Source organism: Aeromonas sp. FDAARGOS 1410 (genome assembly GCF_019048745.1).
In the GTDB taxonomy this organism is placed as follows: Bacteria; Pseudomonadota; Gammaproteobacteria; order Enterobacterales; family Aeromonadaceae; genus Aeromonas; species Aeromonas jandaei.
Genome location: NZ_CP077401.1, coordinates 3474435 through 3497270, shown reverse-complemented (window position 1 = coordinate 3497270; position 22836 = coordinate 3474435). Strand labels below are relative to the sequence as shown.

At 60.6% G+C, this 22836-nt stretch carries 16 protein-coding genes and 1 tRNA gene; 10 read left to right on the top strand and 7 right to left on the bottom strand.

Going from position 1 to position 22836, the window contains the following annotated elements:
- The first annotated feature begins 257 nt into the window (after positions 1-257).
- Positions 258-347, top strand: a tRNA-Ser gene (locus I6L40_RS16185).
- Positions 348-433: 86 nt separating this feature from the next.
- On the opposite strand, the gene I6L40_RS16180 is transcribed toward I6L40_RS16185, so the two are convergent.
- Together I6L40_RS16180 and I6L40_RS16175 are read right to left on the bottom strand one after the other, a co-directional pair.
- Positions 434-3568, bottom strand: coding sequence for a multidrug efflux RND transporter permease subunit (locus I6L40_RS16180; RefSeq protein ID WP_216994574.1), 3135 nt, complete (start codon positions 3566-3568; stop codon positions 434-436).
- A gap of 15 nt (positions 3569-3583) precedes the next feature.
- Positions 3584-4741 (bottom strand): efflux RND transporter periplasmic adaptor subunit, encoded by a 1158-nt coding sequence (locus I6L40_RS16175; protein ID WP_216994573.1) that lies wholly within the window; start codon positions 4739-4741, stop codon positions 3584-3586.
- 155 nt (positions 4742-4896) lie between these two features.
- Here I6L40_RS16175 and I6L40_RS16170 point away from each other — a divergent pair, with 155 nt between their 5' ends.
- The 3 genes from I6L40_RS16170 to I6L40_RS16160 all read left to right on the top strand — a co-directional run bounded on the left by I6L40_RS16170 (position 4897) and on the right by I6L40_RS16160 (position 10980).
- On the top strand, positions 4897-5625 hold the full coding sequence (locus tag I6L40_RS16170) for a response regulator (RefSeq protein WP_216994572.1): 729 nt from the start codon (positions 4897-4899) through the stop codon (positions 5623-5625).
- A complete protein-coding gene (locus I6L40_RS16165; protein ID WP_216994571.1) occupies positions 5622-6707 on the top strand; it encodes an ATP-binding protein in 1086 nt (361 codons plus the stop codon). Before I6L40_RS16170 ends, I6L40_RS16165 begins: the two co-directional genes overlap by 4 nt.
- Positions 6708-7143: 436 nt before the next feature.
- Positions 7144-10980, top strand: coding sequence for a DEAD/DEAH box helicase (locus I6L40_RS16160; RefSeq protein ID WP_216994570.1), 3837 nt, complete (start codon positions 7144-7146; stop codon positions 10978-10980).
- A gap of 110 nt (positions 10981-11090) precedes the next feature.
- On the opposite strand, the gene I6L40_RS16155 is transcribed toward I6L40_RS16160, so the two are convergent.
- Positions 11091-11984 carry a DNA replication terminus site-binding protein gene (locus I6L40_RS16155; protein ID WP_216994569.1) on the bottom strand — a complete coding sequence of 298 codons (894 nt, stop codon included), beginning with the start codon at positions 11982-11984 and terminating at the stop codon, positions 11091-11093.
- A gap of 526 nt (positions 11985-12510) precedes the next feature.
- Between I6L40_RS16155 and I6L40_RS16150 the strand changes: the two genes are divergently transcribed.
- Positions 12511-12720: a DUF1127 domain-containing protein gene (locus I6L40_RS16150; RefSeq protein ID WP_005337823.1), complete on the top strand. Its 210-nt coding sequence runs from the start codon at positions 12511-12513 to the stop codon at positions 12718-12720.
- A gap of 272 nt (positions 12721-12992) precedes the next feature.
- Complete coding sequence (gene astE, locus I6L40_RS16145) at positions 12993-14018, top strand: succinylglutamate desuccinylase (protein WP_071911013.1); 1026 nt, start codon at positions 12993-12995, stop codon at positions 14016-14018.
- 368 nt (positions 14019-14386) lie between these two features.
- Here the strand turns inward: astE and I6L40_RS16140 are convergent, their stop codons facing one another.
- A complete protein-coding gene (locus I6L40_RS16140; protein WP_201929461.1) occupies positions 14387-15937 on the bottom strand; it encodes a LysM peptidoglycan-binding domain-containing protein in 1551 nt (516 codons plus the stop codon).
- A 70-nt stretch (positions 15938-16007) separates the two neighbouring features.
- Positions 16008-16772 (bottom strand): hydroxyacylglutathione hydrolase, encoded by a 765-nt coding sequence (gene gloB / locus I6L40_RS16135; RefSeq protein ID WP_156853363.1) that lies wholly within the window; start codon positions 16770-16772, stop codon positions 16008-16010.
- A gap of 72 nt (positions 16773-16844) precedes the next feature.
- On the opposite strand from gloB, the gene I6L40_RS16130 reads away from it, so the two are divergent.
- Positions 16845-17567 (top strand): methyltransferase domain-containing protein, encoded by a 723-nt coding sequence (locus tag I6L40_RS16130; RefSeq protein WP_041208657.1) that lies wholly within the window; start codon positions 16845-16847, stop codon positions 17565-17567.
- Here I6L40_RS16130 and rnhA read toward each other — a convergent pair.
- Positions 17555-18019: a ribonuclease HI gene (gene rnhA, locus I6L40_RS16125; protein ID WP_043849545.1), complete on the bottom strand. Its 465-nt coding sequence runs from the start codon at positions 18017-18019 to the stop codon at positions 17555-17557. The two genes, I6L40_RS16130 and rnhA, sit on opposite strands and share 13 nt — an antisense overlap.
- Positions 18020-18071: 52 nt before the next feature.
- Here rnhA and dnaQ point away from each other — a divergent pair, with 52 nt between their 5' ends.
- Together dnaQ and I6L40_RS16115 are read left to right on the top strand one after the other, a co-directional pair.
- The gene (dnaQ, locus tag I6L40_RS16120) at positions 18072-18806 is read left to right on the top strand and encodes a DNA polymerase III subunit epsilon (protein ID WP_043849544.1); all 735 of its coding nucleotides are present in this window, start codon (positions 18072-18074) and stop codon (positions 18804-18806) included.
- Entirely contained in the window at positions 18803-20068 is a 1266-nt protein-coding gene (locus I6L40_RS16115; RefSeq protein ID WP_071911017.1) for a TIGR03503 family protein, read from the top strand. Before dnaQ ends, I6L40_RS16115 begins: the two co-directional genes overlap by 4 nt.
- Before the next feature lie 81 nt (positions 20069-20149).
- On the opposite strand, the gene I6L40_RS16110 is transcribed toward I6L40_RS16115, so the two are convergent.
- The gene (locus I6L40_RS16110; protein WP_071911019.1) at positions 20150-21667 is read right to left on the bottom strand and encodes an HD domain-containing phosphohydrolase; all 1518 of its coding nucleotides are present in this window, start codon (positions 21665-21667) and stop codon (positions 20150-20152) included.
- Positions 21668-21989: 322 nt separating this feature from the next.
- Here I6L40_RS16110 and I6L40_RS16105 point away from each other — a divergent pair, with 322 nt between their 5' ends.
- The gene (locus I6L40_RS16105) at positions 21990-22793 is read left to right on the top strand and encodes a siderophore-interacting protein (protein ID WP_216994568.1); all 804 of its coding nucleotides are present in this window, start codon (positions 21990-21992) and stop codon (positions 22791-22793) included.
- The last annotated feature ends 43 nt before the right edge of the window (positions 22794-22836 follow it).

The window sequence follows — 22836 nt, the reverse complement described above, 5'->3', positions numbered from 1 at the left end:
ACTGTCACCTTTTTTGTCGCAAGGGGCTGATAAACCACGAAAAACTGACTCGAATGGCGAACAGGACAAGATGGATGAATCTTTTCGCAACACGAGCAGGAGGTCCTCTGGCTGGCAATCCTCTCTGGCTTGTTTGGTGTCGACAGGGTTTGCATGGAGAGTAAGGGGAGATTGCTGGCTAAAAAGCATTCACTCGATTGATAAGTAAGAAATTTTCATTGCATTATTCCCCTTGCTTGGGTAAAAAATCATCCCACGGAGAGATGCCGGAGTGGCCGAACGGGATTGACTCGAAATCAATTGTGGCAGCAATGCCACCCAGGGTTCGAATCCCTGTCTCTCCGCCACATACCAAGCCCAACCTGTTTCGCAGGTTGGGCTTTTTCTTTTGGTGATGTGCTGAGGGACTATCCGGCCGCCTGTGTATCTGTGGTCATCGAGCCGGATGAATGCGGTTGGATGCTCGCCGTGCCCGCCAGGCCTGAATGCGCGCCTGGGTGCCGATGACGAAGACGAAGAAGACCGGCACGAAGAAGATGGCCAGCAGGGTGCCGCTGATCATGCCGCCAAACACGCCGGTGCCGATGGCGTGCTGGGTCTCCGCGCTGGCGCCACTGGCGAGCATCAAGGGCACCACCCCGAGGGTGAAGGCTAGCGACGTCATCAGAATGGGGCGCAGGCGCAGGCGGGCAGCAGTGACAGCAGCATCAAGCAGCGAGCGCCCTTCGCCGTGCAACTGGCGCGCAAACTCCACGATGAGGATGGCGTTCTTGGCCGACAGACCGATGATGGTGATCATGCCTACTTTAAAGAAGACGTCGTTGGGCATGCCGCGCAGCATCACGGCCGCGACGGCACCGAGCAGGCCCAGCGGCACCACCAGCATCACCGAGAGCGGGATCGACCAGCTCTCGTAGAGTGCCGCCAGCACCAGGAAGACCACCAGCGCGGACAACAGCATCAGCAGGGGTGCCTGCTCGGCCGACTGGCGCTCTTGCAACGACTGTCCCGTCCAGGACAATGCGAAGCCTGGCGGCAATTGCGCCACCAGACGCTCCATCTCCGCCATCGCCGCTCCGCTGGAGATGCCGGGCGCTGCCCCCCCGGCAATACGCACGGCAGGGAAGCCATCGAAGCGCATCATCTGTTGCGGCGATTCGCGCCATTCCGGTGTCACCACCTCCCGCAGGGGCACCATGCCGCCGCTGGCATTGCGCACCCGCAGGCCGAGCACGTCATCGAGCTGCATGCGCGCCGACGCGTCTGCCTGCAGAATGACCTGCTGCATGTGCCCGCCGTTTGGGAAGTCGTTGACGTAGAGCGATCCCATCGCGGCCGACAGGGTACTGCTTACGCTGGCGAACGAGAGTCCCATGGCTTCGGCCTTCTGTCGGTTGATCTCGAGGTGAATGCTCTCGCCGGGAGGCAGGTTGTCGGGATACACATCACTGACCACCTTGCTGTTGGCGGCCAGTTCCAGCAGTTGGGCCTGAGCGGCCAGCAGCGCGGCGTCCCCCCGGTTGGCTCTGTCTTGCAGGAACAGGGTGAAGCCGGAGGCGGTGCCCAGCTCGTCGATAGCGGGCGGCAGCAGGCTCATTACCGTGCCTTCAGGAATATTTGCCATGGCTGCTTGTGCCAGATCTGCCTCTTCGGCTGCCGTGGCGCCATGACGCTGATCCCAATCTTTGAGCATGGTGAAGGCCATGGCGGCATTGGGGCCAGCGCCGGAGAAGCTGAAGCCCTGCACCACCAGGTTGGTGTCTAGCGTCTCGCGAGAGGCGACGTGAGCCTCGAAGGCCTTGACCACCTCAAGAGTACGCTCGCTGGTGGCGCCGGTTGGCAGCTGGATGGAGGTCATGAAGTAACCCTGATCCTCGTCCGGCAGGAAAGAGGAGGGCAGCTGGGCGGCAGCGAGGGCCAGCACTGCGCAGAGGGCGGCAAAGGTTGCCATCATCCGTCCACTGCGCCCGACCAGCCGGGTTACCCGCGCACCGTAGCCTGCCGTGAACCGCTCGAAACCCCGGTTGAAGGCACCGAAGAAGCCGCGCTTCTCATGATGACTCGGACTGACCGGACGCAGCAAGGTGGCGCAGAGCGCAGGCGTCAGGGTCAGGGCGAGGAAGGCCGAAATGAGGATCGACACCGCCATCGACAGGGTGAACTGCTGGTAGATGACCCCCACCGAGCCGCTGCCAAACGCCATGGGGAGGAACACCGCCGTGAGCACCAAGGTGATGCCGATCACCGCTCCGGTGATCTCCTTCATGGCCTGCGAGGTCGCCTCACGGGGCGACAGCCCCCGGGTGGCCATCAGGCGCTCGACATTCTCCACTACTACGATGGCGTCGTCGACTATGATGCCGATGGCCAGCACCATGCCGAACATGGTGAGGGAGTTGATCGAAAAACCGGCCAGCAGCATCACCGCGAAGGTGCCAAGCAGAGCGATGGGGGCGACGATGGCCGGGATCAGGGTGTAGCGCAGGTTCTGCAGGAAGAGAAACATCACCAGAAACACCAGCACCATGGCTTCCAGCAAGGTGTGGATCACCTTTTCGATGGAGACCTTGACGAAGGGGGCCGAGTCAAACGGGATCGAATAGGCCATGCCCGCCGGCAGCGTGGGGGCGAGCTGGGCGAGACGGGTGCGCACCGCATCTGCGGTACGCACGGCGTTGGCGCCGGGGGAGAGCTGGATGGCGGCGCTGGTGGCGGCCACGTCGTTCTCCCGATTGGAAAAGGCGTAAGATTGCGCCCCCAGCTCGACCCGGGCGACATCACCCAGCACCAGCTTGGCGCCATCGCCACCGGCTCGCAGCACGATGGCGGCGAATGCCTCGGGGGTCGTCAGTTGGCCTTGAACCGTGAGGGGAACCGTCAGGCGCTGTCCCGGCAGGGCGGGTTCATCACCGAGGCGCCCCGGTGCAATCTGGATGTTCTGCTGCTCGATGGCCTGCGCCACCTCGCTGATGGTCAGCCCATAGGCGGCGAGTTTGGCCGGATCTACCCAGATGCGCATGGCCTGCTCGGCGCCAAACAGTTGCACTCGTCCTACCCCGTCGATGCGGCGCAACTCCGGCACAATATTGCGTGCCATGTAGTCGTTGAGGGCAACCTCATCGAAGCGGCCATCCGGTGAGGTCATGCCGACCATCATCAGAAAGCCGGATGTGGCGGACTCCACCTGCAGGCCGGTTTGCCGCACCGTTTGTGGCAAGCGAGGCTCGACCGCCTTGATGCGGTTTTGCACGTCCATCTGGGCCAGCTCCGGATCGGTGCCCGGCTTGAAGGTGGCGGTGATCTGCGCGCTGCCCGAGGCGTCCACAGAGGACTCGAAGTAGAGCAGGTTCTTCACTCCCGACAGCTCGCGCTCGATAAGGCTCACCACCGCATCGTTCAGGGTCTGCGGTGTGGCGCCCGGATAGGCGGCATAGAGGGTCACCGACACCGGCGCCACCGAGGGATAGTGGGAGATGGGGAGCTTGGGGATGGCGATGACCCCTGCCAGCACGATGAACAGGGCGATCACCCAGGCAAACACCGGGCGATGGATAAAAAACTGCGGCATGGATAACTCTCCGATTCAGCGAATGCCACCGTCAGCCGGTTGGCTGACAGCGGGTGGTTGCCAGGGGGAAGCTGTGACCTGAATCCCCGGGGTCAGACGGTCGAGCCCTTCGATCACCACCTGTTGCCCGGCACTGAGCCCGGACGCGATGCGGTACTGGCTATTCACCAGTTCAGCGGTGTTGACCGGAACCAGTTGTGCCTGCCTCTGGCCATCCACCACCCATACGCTGGTCTGGCCCGATGTGCGCACCACCGCCTGCTGAGGCACGCTCAGGGCGTTGGCATAGCGGGCACGGGGAATGCGCGCCTGTACGTAGAGGCCGGGCAAGAGCCGCCGCTCCGGGTTGTCCACCAGTACCCGCAGCAGTACGTCACCGGTACCGGCATCCACCTCGATGCCGGAGAAGAGGATGTGCCCCTGCATGCCGAGCGGCTTGCCGTCGCTGCCGAGGATGTCCACCGCCAGTTCCGGTGCCGTCGAGCCAGCTTGCTGGCGCAGGGTGTCCAGCACAGAGGCCGGTTGACGCACATCGACGTAGACCTGATCGATCTGCTGGATCCTGGCCATGGGGGTGGCGTCGGTGGGGGACACCAGGGCCCCTTCACTCACCAGAGCCTGATCGATGCGCCCGGTGATGGGGGCTTCCACGCTGGCAAATTGCAGGTTCAGCTGGTGCCGGGCCAGGGTCGCTCTGGCCTGAGCCACGTCGGCGGCCGCCTGATCCCGCTGGGAGACAGCATCGTCATAGGTCTGGCGGCTGATGGCCTCGGTGCGCAGCAGCGGCACCAGACGGTCAATCTGGATACGGGCGCGGGCCAGCACGGCCTCCGCGCGCTGCAATGCTGCGGCGGCGCTGTCGACATCCGCCTTGAAGGGGGCTGGATTTATCTGGAACAGCACGGTGCCTGCGCCGATTTCGGCGCCCTGCTCGAACAGGCGGCGCTGCACGATGCCGCTAATCTGGGCCCGAATTTCGGCGCTTCGCACCGCAGCCACCCGGGCGGGCAGATCCTCGCTGATGACCAGGTCCTGACCTGCCAGCGTCATCACCGACACCTGAGGAAGGGTCGGCGCATCTTGCGCTTGCGTCGCCCCATCGCAACCTGCCAACCCGAATGCGGCAATGACGGCGAGCAGGGTGCCCGCATACCGCTGTTTGACAAACATCATACTCACCTCGTTAAACCGTCTCCCCGGCATGGTGTTGCCGCGAGAGCACATCGAGCGGGCATTATGGAGAGGGGCTATTGCGAATGATTCGAGGCTTTGTGGAGAATCCATGGAGGCGGTGATAAAGTTCAAGCCCACCATTTTCGAGGCCGACCATGTCGTATCTTCCTGCTTCCGCCAACCCGGCGGCCCAGTCACTGGTTCTGATTGCAGAGGATGAAGCAGAGATCGCCGACATCCTCGCCGCTTACCTGCAACGCCACGGATTGCGCACTTTGCATGCCGCCGATGGCCGCGAAGCCCTGGCCATGCACCAGACATGCAAACCCGATCTCCTGCTGCTGGATGTGCAGATGCCGCAGCTCGACGGCTGGCAGGTGCTCAGCGAGATCCGGGCCCGTGGCGACACGCCGGTGATCATGCTGACCGCCCTGGATCAGGACCTCGACAAGCTGATGGGGCTGCGCATGGGGGCGGATGACTATGTGGTCAAACCCTTCAACCCGGCCGAAGTGGTGGCTCGGGTACAGGCGGTGCTCAGACGCAGCCAGGCTGCGAAACAGACCACGGCCCGGGTGCTGCGGGTCGGCCAGTTCCAGATCGATCTGGAGAGCCACGAGGCCAGCATTTGCCGCGATGAGGGGCAGCAGGTGCTGGATCTGACCCTGACCGAGTTCAAGTTGCTCGCCTCCCTGATGCGGGCGCCGAAACGGGTGTTCAGCCGCGCCGAACTGCTGACTCACTGCCTGCCGGAGGGGGATACCCAGGAGCGTACAGTGGATAGCCACATCAGCAAGTTGCGCAAAAAACTGGAGACACACGGCATTCAGGGGGTCCCCGCCAGTGTCTGGGGCGTTGGCTATCGCTTCGGGGGCGATGCATGAAATTGACACCAGGCTTGCGCAAGCAGATCATTCACTCCCTGGGGCTTATGGCGCTATGTATCATCTCTCTTGAAGTGATTGGAACCTATGTGTTCTATGCCGTCACTACGGCGTATTTGCCTAACAGTATCTCCGAGACCTGGGTACCTTCGAGAGTCGAGATGTTATGGATCGGCTCTACCATCCTGCTTTCATTGGGAATGGCGCTGTACGTGGCGGTTCGCCTCTCTCGCCGCATCCTGACTCCGCTCAACTCGGTTGCAACCAGCCTGCGCGAGGTAGCCGAGGGCAAGCTCGATGCGCGCGTGCCGGAGGATGAGCAGGCGATCGGGGAGACGGCGCAACTGGTGCGCGACTTCAACACCATGGCCGAGCGGCTGCAGAACATGACCCGCGAGCGGGAGTTCTGGAATGCCGCCATTGCCCACGAATTGCGCACACCGGTGACCATTTTGCGTGGCCGCTTGCAGGGGCTGGCCGAAGGGGTATTTCCTCCCAGCAGCGAACTCTTCGAGGGGTTGCTGCGTCAGGTGGAGGGGCTCAATCACCTGATCGAGGATTTGCGGGTATTGAGCCTCAACGACAGCGGCCATCTGGAATTGCAGCGGACCGAGGTCAGGTTGGCCGACGAGCTTGCCGTGGTGCTTGAGGCATTTGCCAGCCCTCTGGCGGCGAGCGGATTTGTGTTGCAGCGGGAGCTGGATAGCGAACTTCATGTTTGCTGCGATCTGTTTCGTATCCGTCAGGCCCTGATGGCGCTGTTGGAAAATGCCCAGAAGCACGCGCTGCCGGGCCTGCTGACCGTGCGGCTGCATCGCTCGGAGAGTGTGTGCGTTCTGAGTGTGGAAGATGAGGGGCCAGGCATCAGCGAGGAGATCGCCGCCTGTATCTTCGATGCGTTTCGTCGGGGAGATCCGTCACGCTCGCGCAAGAGCGGTGGTAGCGGACTTGGGCTCGCCGTGGTCAAGGCGATTGCAGAGGCGCACGGCGGCAGCGCGGTTTGCCAACCGACCGGTCGTGGAGGCAGCCGATTCGTGCTCTCCTGGCCCATATCGGCCATTTCCGGTTGCCCTGAAACATAGCCAGCGGGTAGCAGGTTATGGCGAAGCTATGCTTCTGACCGCTGCCTACACAGTGGCATTCGACAAGCTAGTGCCATACAGACTTTCCACCGCTTGTGCAGGGGGAACAAGGGAGGTTGGTGCATGGCTCATTTGGTGCGAAATCATGGTTTCTTGCTGTCAAAAATTGAAACCGTTTTCAGAAATCCTTTTCAACTGTGATCCGCTTCAAAGCTTTTTGAAGCGCCAACCTCTAGCATTGGCTCCACGAATTAGGGGCTAGCGCTCCCGATTTTCCCGCTGTGGGAGATAACTGGTAAATCCGGCTATTTCCTTCGTTACTTTCGACGGTCATCACGGATGGCCGTTTTTTTTTTTGAGTTATTTCACTGTAAAGGGTCGAGTGGCTGGCGCTTTACCGTTAAAATTCCGCTTTTGCATCTGCCCGTGAGTTTTGATGTCTGCCTCCACCCTCTCTTCGGATAGTTATCTCCTGCTCAGTACCTTGCAACTGCAGCGTGTCGCCAGTACCCGTCTGTTACAAGAGACGCTGGAGGCGGGCCATGAGCTCGCCAGCCTCCTGACCCGGCTCCATGACGCCGGCCTTGTCAGATTGCGTGGGGAGCAGCAGTGGAGCCTGACTGCCGAGGGGACGCTGGCGCTGATCCTGGGCGTGCGGGCCGGTGTGTGCGCCGCTCCAGACTGGAGCCGGGTCTCCTCGGTGACCGGTCAGGATCTGGTTCACGGAGTGGTGCGCGAACTGTGCCGGGGCAAGGCGGGCGAGATCCCGGCCTTCTTCTCTCCCGGCGATCTGCTCACCCTGCTCGATACCCCCGATGCCCATCAGCTGCTGGCCGGCTCCAGCCCTGCCTGGCAGCAACTGCTGCTGGAGCACTTCTCGCTGCAACTCTTGCTCGATGCCCCCTATGAAGAGCGCTGGCCATTGGCGAGTGCTCTGACCCGCTGTGCCCCCGAGGTACAAGCGCAAGGGCGGGCATTCGAGGCGGAGTGGCGCTGGCTCTGCGGTGATGGCGAGAGCTCCGACTCCAGTCTCTTGTGGCCTGCCTTGCAGGCGGTTGCCTCGCAAGGAGAGAGCGGCCCGCTGGGTGAGCGGCTGCTCACGGCCCTTGGCCAGTGGCAGGCCGAGGGTCATGAGGGGCAGTGGCCCCGAGCCTTCAGTGCCCTGCTCTGGCTTGGCTGGCTGCAACAGGCTGACCCCGTTATCGCCAGCGAGCAGCGCAAGAAGTGGCAGCGCAGCCTCGGCGGGCAGTTTCCGCTGCTGGCCGACTTGCTTAGCCAGTGGGCCGGGGAGCGGCACGGTCAGGCGGTCGGGCTGTTCGATACCCTGCAACTGCCGGTAGAGGAGCTGCACTGGGGCTACCTCTGGCTCGATCTCTGCGCGCTGGCCCGTCACGGTGCCCAGAGCGCGCAGGTGGCCATGCTGCACAAGTGGGATCTCTCCCACCTGCTCGATGCCGAACCCCATCATCGGTTGATGGCGTTTTGTCAGGATCTGCTGCGCCTGCTGCTGGGCGAGGCGGCCACAGGGGCGCCGCTTGGCCAGCTGCGCAGCAGCGATGCCGATGATGACGCGGAAGATGAAGATACCGGCGAGGAGAAGGGGGCTGCCTCCGCCAGCTGGCTCAACTGGCTGCAGGGGCTGGGCCGCGCCAGTGGCGTTCGCAAGCCGCAGGAGCGGCTGGTGTGGCTGCTCCACGCCGATGGCCCCGAGCTGGAGTGCAAGATCCAGAAGCTCAGCACCAAGGGGGAGTGGACGGCGGGCCGCCGGGTCGATCCCACCCTGCTCTCCACCCAGTATGCAGCGCTGCTTGATGAGCACGACTGGGCGGTGGTTCGCACCCTGCCGCGGGTGATGGGGCGCTTGCCCCGGGATGTCTGGGCGCCGCTCGCCGACCATCCGCGCCTGTTCAACGCCAAGGGGCAGAAGCTGCAGCTCGCCATCACGGCGCCGCTGCTGCAAATTGTGGCGACCGAAGAGGGGATGAGCGCTTTGCTGATCCCCGCTGCAGCCGCGCGCGGCGCTCACATCATGCCGCTGGCACAGGATCTGTGGCAGCTCATCCTCACCCCGCAGCCGCTGCTCGACCGCTTGCCGGCGCTCGAATCCATCCCGCTGTTGCCCGCCGAGGGGATGAGCGAGTTGCAGCGCACCCTTGACGGGATCGCCGATCTGCCCTGGCACAGCCAGGTTGAGGGATTGCACGGCAATGCCGAATTGGCCCCCTGGCCGGGCATTCCTTCGGTGCAACTCGATTGGCAGGATGGCCAGCTGGCGGTCAAGCTGGTGACCCGTTTTGACGAGCTGCCTCCCCAGCCTCTGGGCAAGGGGGAGACCATCATCCGTCAGGGGATCAAGGGCAACCACTACTGGCAGCGCGATCTTGCCGCCGAGAAGGGGCAGGCCCAACTGCTGCGCAACCAGCTTCCCATCGATCTGCCCGGCAGCGAGTGGCGCCTCGAAGGCGAGCAGGCACTGGCGCTGGTCAATGCCCTGCCCGAGCTGGTGGATGCCGGTGTGGTCATTCACTGGCATCAGGACAGCGCGCGCCTCAAGAGTCTCGATGAGGCGGCCCTGAGCCTGCGCATCGAGCGGCGTCAGGACTGGTTTCAGGTAGAGGGGGCGCTCGCCCTTGATGAACACCAGATCCTCGACTTGCGCCTGATCCTGCGCCAGCTGACCCCGGGCCAGCGCACCGTCCAGCTCGACGAAAAGACCAGCCTGATGCTGAGCGACAAGCTGGTGGAGCGGCTCTCCATGCTGGGGGCCATGCTCGACGACGAGCAGCGGATCAACCACAAGCTGGCTTACCCGCTCACCCGTCTGCTCTCGGTCATTACCACCGAGGGGGACGCGGCGTGGCAATCCCTGCAGCAGGAGTGGCAGCAGGAGGTGGCCTGTCCGCCCGAGCTGCTCACCGCGCTGCGGGATTACCAGAAGGAGGGGGTGCGCTGGATGGCGACCCTGGCCCATCACGGCTTTGGCGCCTGTCTGGCCGATGACATGGGGCTTGGCAAGACGCTGCAGGCCCTGATCGTCCTGCGGATGCGCCAGCATCTGGGGCCGGCGCTGGTGGTGGTGCCCAAGTCGGTGGTCACCAACTGGCAGGAGGAGGTCGCCCGTTTCGCCCCCGAGCTGGAGGTGGTGATCTTTGACAATCCCGCCGAGCGCGAGCGCATTATTCGCAATGCCAAAGCGGGGCAGGTGATCCTCATCAACTACGGCATGCTCGGCAGTCTGGCGGAGGCGCTCAAGGCGCGGCGCTGGTCCTCCATGGTGCTCGATGAGGCGCAGCAGATCAAAAACGCCGGTACCCAGCGCGCCAAGCTGCTGTTCCAGCTCGACGGCGATTTCCGCCTTGCCCTCTCCGGCACCCCCATCGAGAACCATCTGGGCGAGTTGTGGAGCCTCTTCACCTTTATCAATCCGGGGCTGCTCGGCAGCCTCGGCGAGTTCAAGCGCCGTTTTGGCAAGGCGGTCAAGGATCCCCAGCACATGGCCTTGCTGCGGGCGGTGATCAGCCCCTTTATCCTGCGCCGTCTCAAGCAGGAGGTGCTGACCGAGCTGCCGGACAAGACCGAGATCATCCACCACATCAGCCTCTCCCCCGAGGAGCGTCAGCTCTACGAGGCAACCCGGCGCGAAGTGGTGCAGCAGGTGCAAAGTGCCGATGGCCGTGCCCTGATGCACGTATTGAGCGGGTTAACCCGACTGCGCCGGCTCTGCTGTTCGCCGGAGCTGGTGATGCCCGAGTGGTCGCAGACCAGCAGCAAGCTGGATGAGGCGATGGCGCTGCTGGAGGAGGCGATCGATGGCGGCCATCGGGTGCTGGTGTTCAGTCAGTTTGTCGATCTGCTGAGCCTGCTGCGTGCCCGCATCGAGCAGAAGTCCTGGGACTACTGCTATCTGGATGGCGGCTGTTCGGCCAAGGCGCGGCAGGACTCCATCCTGCGTTTTCGCCACGAGGCGGTACCGCTGTTTCTTATCAGCCTCAAGGCGGGGGGCACCGGTCTCAACCTCACCCAGGCTGATACCGTGCTGCACCTCGATCCCTGGTGGAACCCGGCGGTGGAAGATCAGGCGAGCGATCGGGCCCACCGGATGGGCCAGACCCAGCCGGTGACCGTCTATCGGCTGGTGTGCGAGCAGACGGTGGAGGAGAAGATTGTCGCCCTGCACGACGAGAAGCGGGCGCTGGCCGATGGTCTGCTGAGCGGCCAGTCCGAGGTGCGCGGGCTGGATGTGGAGAGCCTGCGGGCCCTGCTGATGAGCTGATCCGCTGTAGCACCAGCGACATGGCCATGCCATATGAAAGAGGGGAGCACATCTTGCCGATGTGCTCCCCTCTGTCGTTTCTGCGTGCCGGTTTTAGCAGGCTCGTCGCGTCAGCCCTGATAGAGGTAGAGATGCAGCCGCTCGATGATGGGCTCGCCGCCAATCTTGCGATCCCGCCGCGCCTGCCGGCTCTTGGGGGGATAGTTGCCCAGATGTGTGACCGCGGGCTGGCTGTCCGAGCAGAGCAGCAGCGGCAGGCTCGCCTTGATCTGCTGCTTGCGCGGGGTGCGATCCTGCCAGAGCAGGTTGATCATCGGGTGGGTCTTGACCGGGCGGCGGATCCGCAGCTCGGCATCGGCGGGCAGGCGGCGAATGTCGTACACCTCCTGATCCACCATCTTGCTCCACTCCTCGTTGTTGGAGAGAGCCGGTATGTAGCGGCGACTGCGCTCCAGCATCTCCAGCACCTGTTCGCGGGTGAGGCGATTGATGGTCTGCTTGTCGGCCCAGGTAAAACCGAGGGAGTGGAGCTCTCCATGTAGCCACGTCAGCTTGCGGTAGACCTGCAGGGTGATCACCCCGGGCAGGGCGGTATGTACCAGCTCGAACTTCTCGTCCCGTCCGCCCGCCTGCTGCACCAGCGCCTTGAAATCGAGCTTGCGCTGATTGATCTCCTCAACCAGCGGCTGGATCAGCGGGGCGGCGGCGGCGGGAAAGCGCAGCCAGCCCGGCAGACGACGGGTGGCCTTGGTGGAGCAGCCGGGGCGGGCGCTGTGATCCCGATAGGCCGACAGGGTGGTGGCCAGTGCCTCGTCGCCGCTCAGGTAACCCACCTCAATCTGGCTGATGGGATCGTGCTCTTCGCCCTGCGCGACCGGGGGGAGGGGATAGACATGGGCCTCCTGCAGTTCGAGCTGGCCGAGCAGGGTGGCCAGCTGATCCAGAGAGGCTTCAATGGCCTCCATCTGTTGACGCAGGGCGGCGGTAGGGGTAAAGGTATCCATCGATGATCCTGTGGTCTGACCCGCTGTTGACGACATCAGGTATGACATCGCTGCGGGTAGCAAAACTACTGTATAAATAAACATACCAGTATGCGGCTGGAGTGCCAAGAGGCACTTTGGGGAGGGGGCAATGTGCGCCTCTGAATGGGGATGTGGTGATGGTTTTATTTATGTTTCATGGTGTTAAATAAAGATCGCTACAAGATCATTAAATTAACAATTTCGTGTAACTCCGCTGTTGCCAGCTGTTCACACCTTGCTCGTCCCTGCATATGTAAAGCAGTAAAATGCATATATAGATGGGTGCCATGCAGCACAATATGCTGTGCGACTCCGCTGGCCAACCGTTAAAATAATTAGTTGTTTAAAATCAAAGCGTTAAAATTAAATCCTGCCGTTTTTAGACATTAGATTTACTAATGTAACGTATCAAAATTCGTCAATTGAGTCGGTCTGACTCCCTGACTAAGCTTTGCGCATCAAATTGAAGCCCAGTGCGTAAACAAATATTCAGAGGAGCCACATCATGGCCAACATGACTTATACCGAAACCGGTTACCAGCATTCCAGCCAATTGAATCTGGTTGCTCGCGTTAAAATGACCGTTCTGACCTGGCTGGAGCGCAGCCGCAGCCGTCGCCAGCTCTCCGAGCTGCCCGAGTACCTGCTCAAAGACATCGGCCTGAACGAAGCTGACCGTTATCAAGAGACCACCAAGCCGTTCTGGCGTGGTTGATCAGCCGGGCATGGATGCCTCGTTTATCTGCTGATACTTGTATGCTGACGGCCGGGTGACATCAGGCCACCCCGTCAACCCTGTTGTTGTTTGCCCCGCTATTGCTCTCTCATCCCCTCTTTTATATCCCTCTGTTGTGCCACCTATTGCTGCTGTTTTACCTTGCCGCTGTTTGTATCGTTAATGTTTGAATTTGTTTAAAAATCGGTTTTAAGCCGCAACGCCTTGCGTATAATCCGGCCATAGTATTCCAGCGCAAGAGGGTGAGACGGATGATTCCCCAGCACGATTTTTTGGCCATGACCCGCAGTCATGAGTGGCAGCTCGATCCCTTTGATTTTGCGCTGCTGGATGGCACGCAAGTCAGCGTCTGGGATACCGGTGTCATCTGTCTGGAGCCTGTCAGCGGAGCGGGCGGCCAGCCCGGAGGACGCAAGGATATCGTCCTCTCCTGCGGTATTCACGGCAACGAGACCGCCCCCATCGAGATCTGCAACCAGCTGCTGAGCCGTCTGCTCTCGGGCGAGCTGAGCGCCCGCCATCGGGTGCTGTTCCTGTTTGGCAATCCGGCGGCGATGAACCTCGGGCTGCGGGAGGTGGAGGAGAACATGAACCGCCTCTTCTCCGGCGCCCACAGCAAGGGGGAGGGACTCTGCAACCGGGAGCGGATCCGTGCCATGCGTCTCGAGCAGTATGTGAGCCGCTTCTTTGCCGATCCGGCCCGTCCCCGCTACCACTACGACCTGCACACCGCCATTCGCGGCTCGCGCCACGAGAAGTTTGCCGTCTACCCCTTCCCCCACGAGCGGCCCCACTGCCGCGAGCAGGTGCAGTTCCTCGGCGCCTGCGGGGTGCGCACCATACTGCTCTCCGCCAGCCCGACCACCACCTTCAGCTACTACAGCTCGCGCCAGCACGGCGCCCACGCCTTCACGGTGGAGCTGGGCAAGGTGCGCCCATTTGGCGAGAACGACATGACCCGCTTTATCGAAACCCGCCAGGCGCTGCAGGAGCTGGTGACCCAGGACGAGGTGGCGCTGGAGCCGTGGCGGGCGGATGATTTCACCCTGTTTGCCATCGATCGGGTGATCACCAAAAAATCGGAGCAATTTCGCTTTCTGTTTGCCAGCGATGTCGACAACTTCACCGAATTCCCGCAAGGGTTCGTGCTGGCCGAGGATGGCGAGCTGCGCTACACCGTCGAGCAGCCCCGCGAGGCGGTGGTCTTCCCCAATGCCAACGTGGCGATTGGTCAGCGTACCGTGTTGCTGGTGGTACCGACCCGGCTCTGGGAATAAGCCGTGCAATAGCCCTTGGGGCGGGTGTGAATCGTATGCAGACGAGCGGGCGAATGGGGTTTTCCGCTCGCTTTCGGCCGGTTTGGTCATGTCATGGGATGAGAGGTGCGGTATAAGCAAAAGTTGGGGCATTTTGGGAAATGCCATAAATCCAGCTTATAGTGACCAGCAAGCTCTCCGCGAAGGCCACAGAGAGTGCCTGCAAGGCCGCTCAAGGGGTTGGCCGATCTGATGGATATGGTGGTTGCAGCGCTTGGCCAACGCAGCGAGGGGGGAAGGGAGTGAGTTTTGTGATGGGAAATAGAGGGAATAAAAAAACGGAGCCAGTCATCTGACTGGCTCCGTTTTTTAATGGCGTTGGCGGGGGATCAGCTGTTGTTCTTCACAAACAGGGTGATCTCCTGGCCCGGCTTCAGGTAATCCCCTTTGTCGAGCTGGTTCCAGCGCATCACATCGTTGATGGCGACCTGGAAGCGCGCGGCGATGGAGGAGATGGAGTCACCACGGCGAACCTGATAGACCATCGACTTGCCGCTCTGCTTGCCACCCTTGGGGTAGACCACCAGCTGCATGCCCGGCTTCAGGGCCGACTTGGCGTTCAGGCCGTTCCACTTGGCGAGCTCCTCGTGGGAGACGCCGTGCGCCTGGCTGATGCTCCACAGGTTGTCACCTGCCCGCACCTTGTAGCTCACCTTGCCTTTCTGGCTGCTGCCACGGCTGGCCAGCTGCTGCGGGGCTGCACTTGCCTTGCTGCTCACGGCATGGCCGCTGGTCGGAATGACCAGACGCTGACCGCGACGCAGGCTGTTGCCACGCAGATTGTTGGCCAGTTTCAGCTCGCTCACGCTGACGCCGTGATTCTGGGCGATGCGTGACAGGGTGTCGCCACTGGTGACCTGATAAGAGCGGGTACGGATACGCTCGCTCTTGGGCAGATCGGCCAGTGCCAGCTCCAGGGTATCGGCATATTCAACCGGTACCAGCAGGCGGTAGGGGCCGCGCGGCGACATCACACCACGGCTCAGGGCAGGATTGACCTCCTTGAGCTGCGAGGTGCGCACACCGGCCAGCTGGGCCGCCACGTTCAGATCGATCTGGCTGCCGGTTTCCACCACCCGCAGCTTCGGCTCGTTGGCGAGCACCGGCAGCTGGACGTTGTACTTGTCGGCATTGCTGATCATGTCAGCCATGGCCAGGATCTTGGGCACATACATCTGGGTTTCGCGCGGCAGGTCGAGCGACCAGTAGTCGGTCGGCTTGCCGGCACGCTGGTTACGCTGGATGGCGTTGCGAACCCGTCCTTCACCGGCATTGTAGGCGGCCAGCGTTTGCAGCCAGTCACCATCAAAGAAACGGTTCAGGTATTCCAGATAGTCGAGCGCCGCATTGGTGGAGGCCAGCACATCGCGCCGTCCGTCATACCAGTTGTCGTGGCGCAGACCGAAGTTCTTGCCGGTGGCGGGCACAAACTGCCACAAACCGACGGCATTGCTGCGGGATCGGGCATGAGGATCAAACATGCTCTCGATCATCGGGACAGTAATAAGCTCCATTGGCAGCTCACGCCGTTCAATCTCCTCTACCATCAGATAGAGGTAGGGTTCAGCCCGGCTGGCAATGGTCGCCAGATGCTTATCATTGCGCAACAGCCACTCACGTTGTTGGCGGATGCGCGCATTGTCCGGAGTTTCCAGTTGCATATCATCGCTGATACGCACCCACAGATTGTCCGTATCTTCCATTTCGTCCAGCTGTTCATCGCCAAACAGAAATCGTGAAGAGTGTTTTTTATGCGCTTTTTTGTTGACCTGGGGGGACTTGATCGGCTCGATTGCCGTTAGCGCCCGGTCATCCTGATGGCTCAGGTTTTGGCAGCCGCTGAGCAACAGCGCTGCCAATAAGGCCGTTCGTACCTTCATCTCGTTCCGGTCATTTTTAAGAAAAACAGCTCGCATCATAAGGGGCAATCCCCCCCTGATCAAGGTTTGTTCAAAAAACATCCTTCCATTGGCGCAGGATCGTGAAGGTATCTACCGGATTTTCCACGCATTTTAGCCCCTGCTTTTCAGCAGAAAATTTCACTGAATCGAGCTCGCAGCGCAGAAAAACATTAAACCTGCGCTCATCCCCCAGTCGGCTGGGCAGGCTTGGCAGCCCCTGTTGCCGCAGTTTGCTGATCAGCCCGATCTGATCACGGATCGCCGGATTGTCCGGCTCGACCGCGTAGGCGAAGCGCAGGTTTGACAGGGTGTATTCGTGGGCACAATAGATGAGGGTGTCATCGGGCAGGGCGGCGAGCCGTTGCAGCGAGTGATACATCTGCTCCGGCGTCCCTTCAAAGAGGCGACCACAACCGGCCGAGAAGAGGGTGTCACCGCAAAAGAGCATGCCGCTGCCATGGTAGGCGATATGGCCGCGGGTATGGCCGGGCACATGGATCACCTCGAGGGCAAGACCGTGCCAGTTGATCTGATCGCCATCTTCCAGCCACTGGCCATGATGGGCTGGCATGGGGTCAAGTTTGGGTCCATATAGCCGGGCGTGGGGGAACTGTTCGAGCAGTTCGCCAACCCCGCCCACATGGTCGTGATGATGGTGGGTCAGGAGGATGGCATCGAGCACCAGCCCCAGCGCCGAGAGCCGCTCCAGCACGGGGGCCGCTTCGCCCGGGTCGACAACCAGACAGTGATTTTCGTGTCTAATCAACCAGATGTAGTTGTCATTAAAGGCAGGAACTGTGATCACTGGATACATGAGTCTGCTTCTCTTTAGGGAGGGTATCTTATATAACAGGATGGCGTTCGAAACCGCGAGTTGAGCCCTATTATGCAGGTGGCACGTACCGAACAACAAATCGAGATCCCGACCAGCTGGTCCGCGTTGCCTATGGGGGACTGGGTTGCCGCCGAGATCCAGGAGCGGCTCGACAGCTGGTGTCCCAACCTGTTTGGCTATCATTTGCTCAAGATTGGCGCCCTGAGTGCCGAACTCTCCTGCAAACGCTCATCCATTCGCCATCAGGTAGGCGTCGCTTCCGAAGGACGGCTGCTCGACATGTATGGCGATCCGCTGGCATTGCCGGTGCGTACAGGCAGTGTCGATGCCTGTCTGCTGGCTCACTGTCTCGATTTCTCGGCCGATCCCCATCAGGTGTTGCGCGAAGCCGAAAGGGTGCTGACCGACGATGGCTGGCTGATTATCAGTGGCTACAACCCCATGAGTCTGGTGGGCATCGGCCATTGCATCCCTTTTTTGCGGCGCAAAGTGCCCTGGTCGGCGCGGATGTTTACCCCCGGGCGAGTCACCGACTGGCTCCATCTGCTGGGGTGCGAGGTGATGTTTGACGAGCGCTTCGGTTACTCGTTTATGGGCAAACAGAGTTGGCACAGCTGGTGGCAGGAGAGTGTAGGGCGGGACTACTGCCGGGCGTTTGCTTCTGTCTATGTGATTGCCGCCCGTAAACGGCGCTTTCCGCTCATCCCGGTGCGCCGCCGCTGGCAGCTGCCAAAGTCCCTCGCCACACCGGGTATGGCCCGTCAGGGCTGGTAGCCGGTATCCTCGGCCAGCTCCTTGCCGCAGGCCGCCTCGCGGGCCAGTTCGTCACAGCGTTCGTTCTCCGGATGGCCCGAGTGCCCTTTGACCCAGAGCCACTCGATCTGGTGACGGCTCACTTCCGCATCCAGCTCTTTCCAGAGATCGACGTTTTTGACCGGCTGACGGTTGGCGGTCATCCACCCCTTCTTCTTCCAGCCGATGATCCACTGGGTGATCCCCTGACGGACATACTGGCTGTCGGTGGTGAGGCGCACCTGGCAGGGTTCGTTTAGGGTGCGCAGGCCCATGATGGCGGCCATCAGCTCCATCCGGTTGTTGGTGGTGAGGCGAAAGCCGGCCGCAATCTCCTTGCGGTGCTTGCCATAGACCATGACGGCGCCGTAACCGCCCGGGCCCGGGTTGCCGAGGCAGGAACCATCCGTATACAAATCAATCTGTTTTAACATGAGGCTTGGGGTAAACTAGCGAGTAAAGCCGAAGTTTGACATAGATTGGATCATGAACACACCCCAACTGAATCGCCAGATCATCCTGGATACCGAAACCACAGGTATGAATACCGGTGGCGGCCCTGTTTACCTTGGCCACCGCATCATCGAAATCGGCTGTGTGGAGGTGATCAACCGCAAGCTCACCGGTAACCACTACCACGTCTATATCAAGCCGGATCGGTTGGTGGACCCGGAAGCCATTCAGGTTCACGGGATTACCGACGAGTTCCTGCGCGACAAACCCTCTTTTAGCCAGATTGCCGACGAGTTCCTCGACTTTATCCGGGGCGCCGAGCTGATCGCCCACAACGCGCCGTTCGACGTGAGCTTCATGGACTACGAGTTCAGCAAGCTCGGACTCAACTTCAAGACGGCCGATATCTGCACCATCACAGATACCTTGGCGATGGCGCGGGATCTCTTCCCGGGCAAGCGCAACAACCTGGATGTGCTCTGCGATCGTTACGGTATCGACAACTCGCACCGTACCCTGCACGGGGCTTTGCTCGATGCGGAGATCCTGGCGGATGTCTACCTGCTGATGACCGGCGGCCAGACCAAACTCAATCTGGCCACCGAAAGCAGTGAGAACGAGAGCAGTCAGGACACCAGCATCCGCCGTCTGGAGAGCAACCGACCGGCGCTCAAGGTGATCAGAGCGGGCGAAGAGGTGCAGGCGCTGCACGAGGCAAGACTGGATCTGGTGCAGAAGAAGGGAGGGAGCTGTCTGTGGCGGCAATGAGCAAGTGGCTGGCCTCTTTTTTACTGTTGGGGTCGCTCGGTGCTTCGGCGACCGAGGTATTTGCCCCTTCCGATATTCCGCTGCTGGATAACCGCTTTCGCATCGATTACGGGGTGAAGGAGATCACCTTCATCATCAAGCGCAAGCCGGGTACCCCCTCGGTGATCCTGGTGCGCCCAGATGGCAGCAAGCTTTACGTGGGCAAGGTCAAACCGGATGATGTGGGCTGGCTGGCGCTGCCGGAGCATGACCTCATTACCCTGCGCAATCCCATGCCGGGCCCGTGGCAGGCGATTGGCGAGGTGGATCCCGACAACCGGGTGCGGATCCTCTCCGATATCCGGATGGACATCGCCGCCTTGCCGATGCAGCTCTATCAGGGAGAGGTGGTCAAACTCAAGGCGTGGCTCTCGATCGATGGCCAGCCCCCCAAGGACAAGTACTACCTCTCCGATCTGGGGATGAAGGTCAAACTGCAATCCTTCAGCGATGCTGGCAAGCAGAATACGGTGCTTGATCAGGAGATTGGCCACTACCTTGACGACGGCAAGGGGCTTGATGAGGTGCCGGGTGATGGCGTCATGACGGCGGAGGCGATCCTGCAGGATATTCCGGCGGGCAAATACCGCGCCATGTTCAGTACCGGCAATCAGGTGTTTGTCCGGGCGCGTTATCAGGAAGTGCTGCTTTATCCTTATCCCTTTACCTACAACCTGGCGCCTCCCTCCGAAGAGCTGGGTGCCAAGTTGTCACTGCTGGTCGACCGTGACGAGCTGGATCCCGCCTCTGTGGCGCTCAAGGGCACAGTCACCAGCAAAACCGGTGGCTACTACTCGTTTAGCGAGGTGGCGACAGCGCCCAAACTGGATGTCGATTTTTCCGTCATCAAGGAGCCTGGACAATATCAGGTGGAGGCTGCGCTCTACGGCACCACCCGCCTTGGCCGTGAAGTGAAGATCGCTATGCCGGTGAAAACCTTCAATGTCTTCCCGCCGGCACCTCCACCTCCGCCGCCGGTCTCTGCTGCCGAGCCAACCTCCAGCGCCAAAGCGACCGGGAAAGCGGAAGAGAAGGGGGGAATGGGCTGGTTGATTTGGGCGTTGGCCGGTGGTGGCGGGCTATTGGTTATTCTGGGCGGGGTCGGGTTTATCATCCTGCAAAAACGCAAGGCGTTGAAACGCGCCCTGGCAGCAGCTCAAGCGGAAAGCCAGCAAGCAGAACAACCCGCCGCCAAGCTGGATCTCAACTTGCCCGAGCAATAACGGCAAGTTCAAACAATAAAAAAACCGCCCTTGGGCGGTTTTTTTATTGTGCATTCTCGAATGTCAGTTGGGAAAGCAGGGCTAGTGTTCGCCGATATAGACATCTTTGTTCTGCTCACGGATCTCGAGGAACTTGTCGAGATTGGCCATCATCAGCTCGACCAGCTGGGGATCGAAGTGCTGTCCCTTCTCCTCTTCGATGAGAGCCAGCACCTTTTCCAGCGGCCATGCCTTCTTGTAGCAGCGATCAGACCCCAGCGCATCGAACACATCTGCCAGCGCCACGATACGCCCCTCCAGCGGGATATCCGCCCCTTTCAAGCCACGTGGATAGCCGCTGCCATTCCACTTTTCATGGTGATTGCCCGCTATGGTGGCGCCGATCTGGAACAGTGCCAAGTCGCTGCCGGAGAGCATGTCCTGCCCAAGCTGGGCATGGGTTTTCATTATTTCCCACTCTTCCGGAGTGAGCTTGCCCGGCTTGTGCAAGATGGCATCGGGGATGCCGACCTTGCCGATGTCGTGCAGCGGTGAGGCGCGTTTTATCAGCTCGCTCTGCTCTTCGCTCATCCCGAGCAGATGGCAGAACTGCTCGGTATAGAGCGCGACCCGTTTGACATGCAGTCCCGATTCTTTGGAGCGGGTTTCGACCAGCTCACCGATGCGGTAGATGATCTCGCGCTGGTTATCGGCGATCACCTCATTGAGACGGATGTTTTCCAGCGCCACTATGATGTTTTCGGTAAAGAGAGTGAGCAGGCTGGTATCGATCTGGCTGAGCTGGCGCGTTGTCTCGATATGGAACAGCAGGTGGTGACGCGGGTTCTGGCAGTAGAGCACCATCTGGTTGGTACCGTAGACGTTGCTGCTTTGTGCCATGGCCTGGCGCAGGATCTCGGGAGCATCTGTCAGTCGCATCGCGGCATGGCCCGGCAGCAGGGGTTCAAGCAGCTGATCCTTTACCTCGTAGGTGTATTGTTTTACGTCGTAGATCTGGGTTTCACCCAGATGGAGCAGGGCGCTCAGCTGCTCTTGTGCTCCCTCAACAAATTGGCGCAGGGCCCGCTTCTCGAAAATTCCCTTGGAGGCTTCGATAACTTTTTCGAGCCCCTGCCGGTTGCTCTCCAGAGTGCGGATATCTCTATATGAACGCAGACTGGCACGCAGCAGGGTTCGCAGCTTCTGGGAGGTAAGCTCGGTCTTGTCCTTGTAGTCGTTGATGTCGTAGTTGGTGACCACGTCATCTTCCGGTGCCTGACCGGGCTGGCCGGTTCTGAGCACGATGCGCACCATCTTGTTTTGCAGATCTTCGCGGACGTATTTGACGACGTCGAGACCGGCATGGTCGACTTCCATCACCACATCCAGCAGCAGCAGGGCGACATCCGGCGTAGTCGCCAGCAGCTCCTTGGCTTGTGCTGCGGAATAGGCGTGCAGAAAGTCGATGGGGCGATTGTCAAACTCGAACTTGTTCAGGGTGATCTTGGTGATGCGATGAACCTCGGGTTCGTCGTCAACGATCATCACTTTCCAGCCCGCTTGCTGCACATCGGTGAGAGCAAGATCGTCGTCATCAATAATCAGGATTTCGTCATCCATCATACAATCCTGTTTGGCATCCTGTGCTTACATTAACTGCTCAACTAAGGATAGGAAACTTATTGAGAAATAAAATTTGATCTCGCAAAACTATGGTCGAAATAAGCAAATGGAACCCTTTGGCCAATCCAGGTTAGGTGCGAGCTTTTTGTTGTGAATCAAGGTGTCCCAATGCACCACCTTGTGTCCCTCGCCCGGTTGAGCCGCATGAGGGAAAAAGCCAATCCGGTTCGGGTCGAGGGTGAAGGCGAGAACAGATCTTATTTGATAATAATTCCTATTTAAGGGTAGCATGCAGGCTGATTCGAAGAGGAGTTTATTCGTGACCCAGAGCCTGCCTCCCAATCGCCCCCGTCCGGTGACGGTCAAGCGAGTGCAACAACTTACCCCTCATCTGCGGCGCATCACGTTTGGCGGCCGTGAACTGGCCGATTATCCCTTTACCTGCGGTGGTGCCCATATCAAGGTGATGCTGGCCCAGCCTCACCAGAGCGAACCCGTCATGCCAGCCATGACGGCGGGCGGCCCGCGCTGGAGCAATCCGGCGGACAAGCCGGTCATCCGCACCTACACCATCCGTGCATTTCGCCGCGATGAGCTGGAGCTCGATATCGACTTTGTTCTTCATGGCGATAGCGGGCCAGCCAGTGCTTTTGCTACCCACGCCAAGCCGGGGGATAAGGTAATCCTCTCCGGGCCGGGTGGCCCCAACCCCATGCTGCAACCGGCAGAGCACTACTGTCTGGTGGGCGATCTCACCGCCTTGCCCGCCATCATGGCGATGTGCGAAGTGATGCCTGCCGATGCCTGCGGGGAGATTGCCATCCTGTTGCCGGATCAGGCGGATGCCCAGCCGCTGACACTGCCGGTCGGCGTACACTGCCACTGGTTTGTGGGAGAGCCTGCAACCAGTGGCATTCTGGAGCATGTGCAGGCCTCGCCTCTCTCTCGGGATGGCGGTTTCTTCTGGCTAGGCGGGGAAGAGGCGCTGGTGCTGCCGCTGCGTCGCCATTTTCGTTCCGTGCTCGATGTGGAGCGCCAGTCGCTCTACGCGGTTCCTTATTGGCGCAGAGGCAAGAGTGAAGAGGCCTATCATCAGACCCGCCATGATGTGATGGATAGCTGAGCAGAAGAGAGCCTGTCACACATCAAAACTTGCAAATAAAAAT

Bases quoted from the DNA above. Each gene is read 5' to 3' on its own strand.
- I6L40_RS16180 (WP_216994574.1), bottom strand. From the start codon at position 3,568: ATGCCGCAGTTTTTTATCCATCGCCCGGTGTTTGCCTGGGTGATCGCC.
- I6L40_RS16175 (WP_216994573.1), bottom strand. From the start codon at position 4,741: ATGATGTTTGTCAAACAGCGGTATGCGGGCACCCTGCTCGCCGTCATT.
- I6L40_RS16170 (WP_216994572.1), top strand. From the start codon at position 4,897: ATGTCGTATCTTCCTGCTTCCGCCAACCCGGCGGCCCAGTCACTGGTT.
- I6L40_RS16165 (WP_216994571.1), top strand. From the start codon at position 5,622: ATGAAATTGACACCAGGCTTGCGCAAGCAGATCATTCACTCCCTGGGG.
- I6L40_RS16160 (WP_216994570.1), top strand. From the start codon at position 7,144: ATGTCTGCCTCCACCCTCTCTTCGGATAGTTATCTCCTGCTCAGTACC.
- I6L40_RS16155 (WP_216994569.1), bottom strand. From the start codon at position 11,984: ATGGATACCTTTACCCCTACCGCCGCCCTGCGTCAACAGATGGAGGCC.
- I6L40_RS16150 (WP_005337823.1), top strand. From the start codon at position 12,511: ATGGCCAACATGACTTATACCGAAACCGGTTACCAGCATTCCAGCCAA.
- astE (WP_071911013.1), top strand. From the start codon at position 12,993: ATGATTCCCCAGCACGATTTTTTGGCCATGACCCGCAGTCATGAGTGG.
- I6L40_RS16140 (WP_201929461.1), bottom strand. From the start codon at position 15,937: ATGAAGGTACGAACGGCCTTATTGGCAGCGCTGTTGCTCAGCGGCTGC.
- gloB (WP_156853363.1), bottom strand. From the start codon at position 16,772: ATGTATCCAGTGATCACAGTTCCTGCCTTTAATGACAACTACATCTGG.
- I6L40_RS16130 (WP_041208657.1), top strand. From the start codon at position 16,845: ATGCAGGTGGCACGTACCGAACAACAAATCGAGATCCCGACCAGCTGG.
- rnhA (WP_043849545.1), bottom strand. From the start codon at position 18,019: ATGTTAAAACAGATTGATTTGTATACGGATGGTTCCTGCCTCGGCAAC.
- dnaQ (WP_043849544.1), top strand. From the start codon at position 18,072: ATGAACACACCCCAACTGAATCGCCAGATCATCCTGGATACCGAAACC.
- I6L40_RS16115 (WP_071911017.1), top strand. From the start codon at position 18,803: ATGAGCAAGTGGCTGGCCTCTTTTTTACTGTTGGGGTCGCTCGGTGCT.
- I6L40_RS16110 (WP_071911019.1), bottom strand. From the start codon at position 21,667: ATGGATGACGAAATCCTGATTATTGATGACGACGATCTTGCTCTCACC.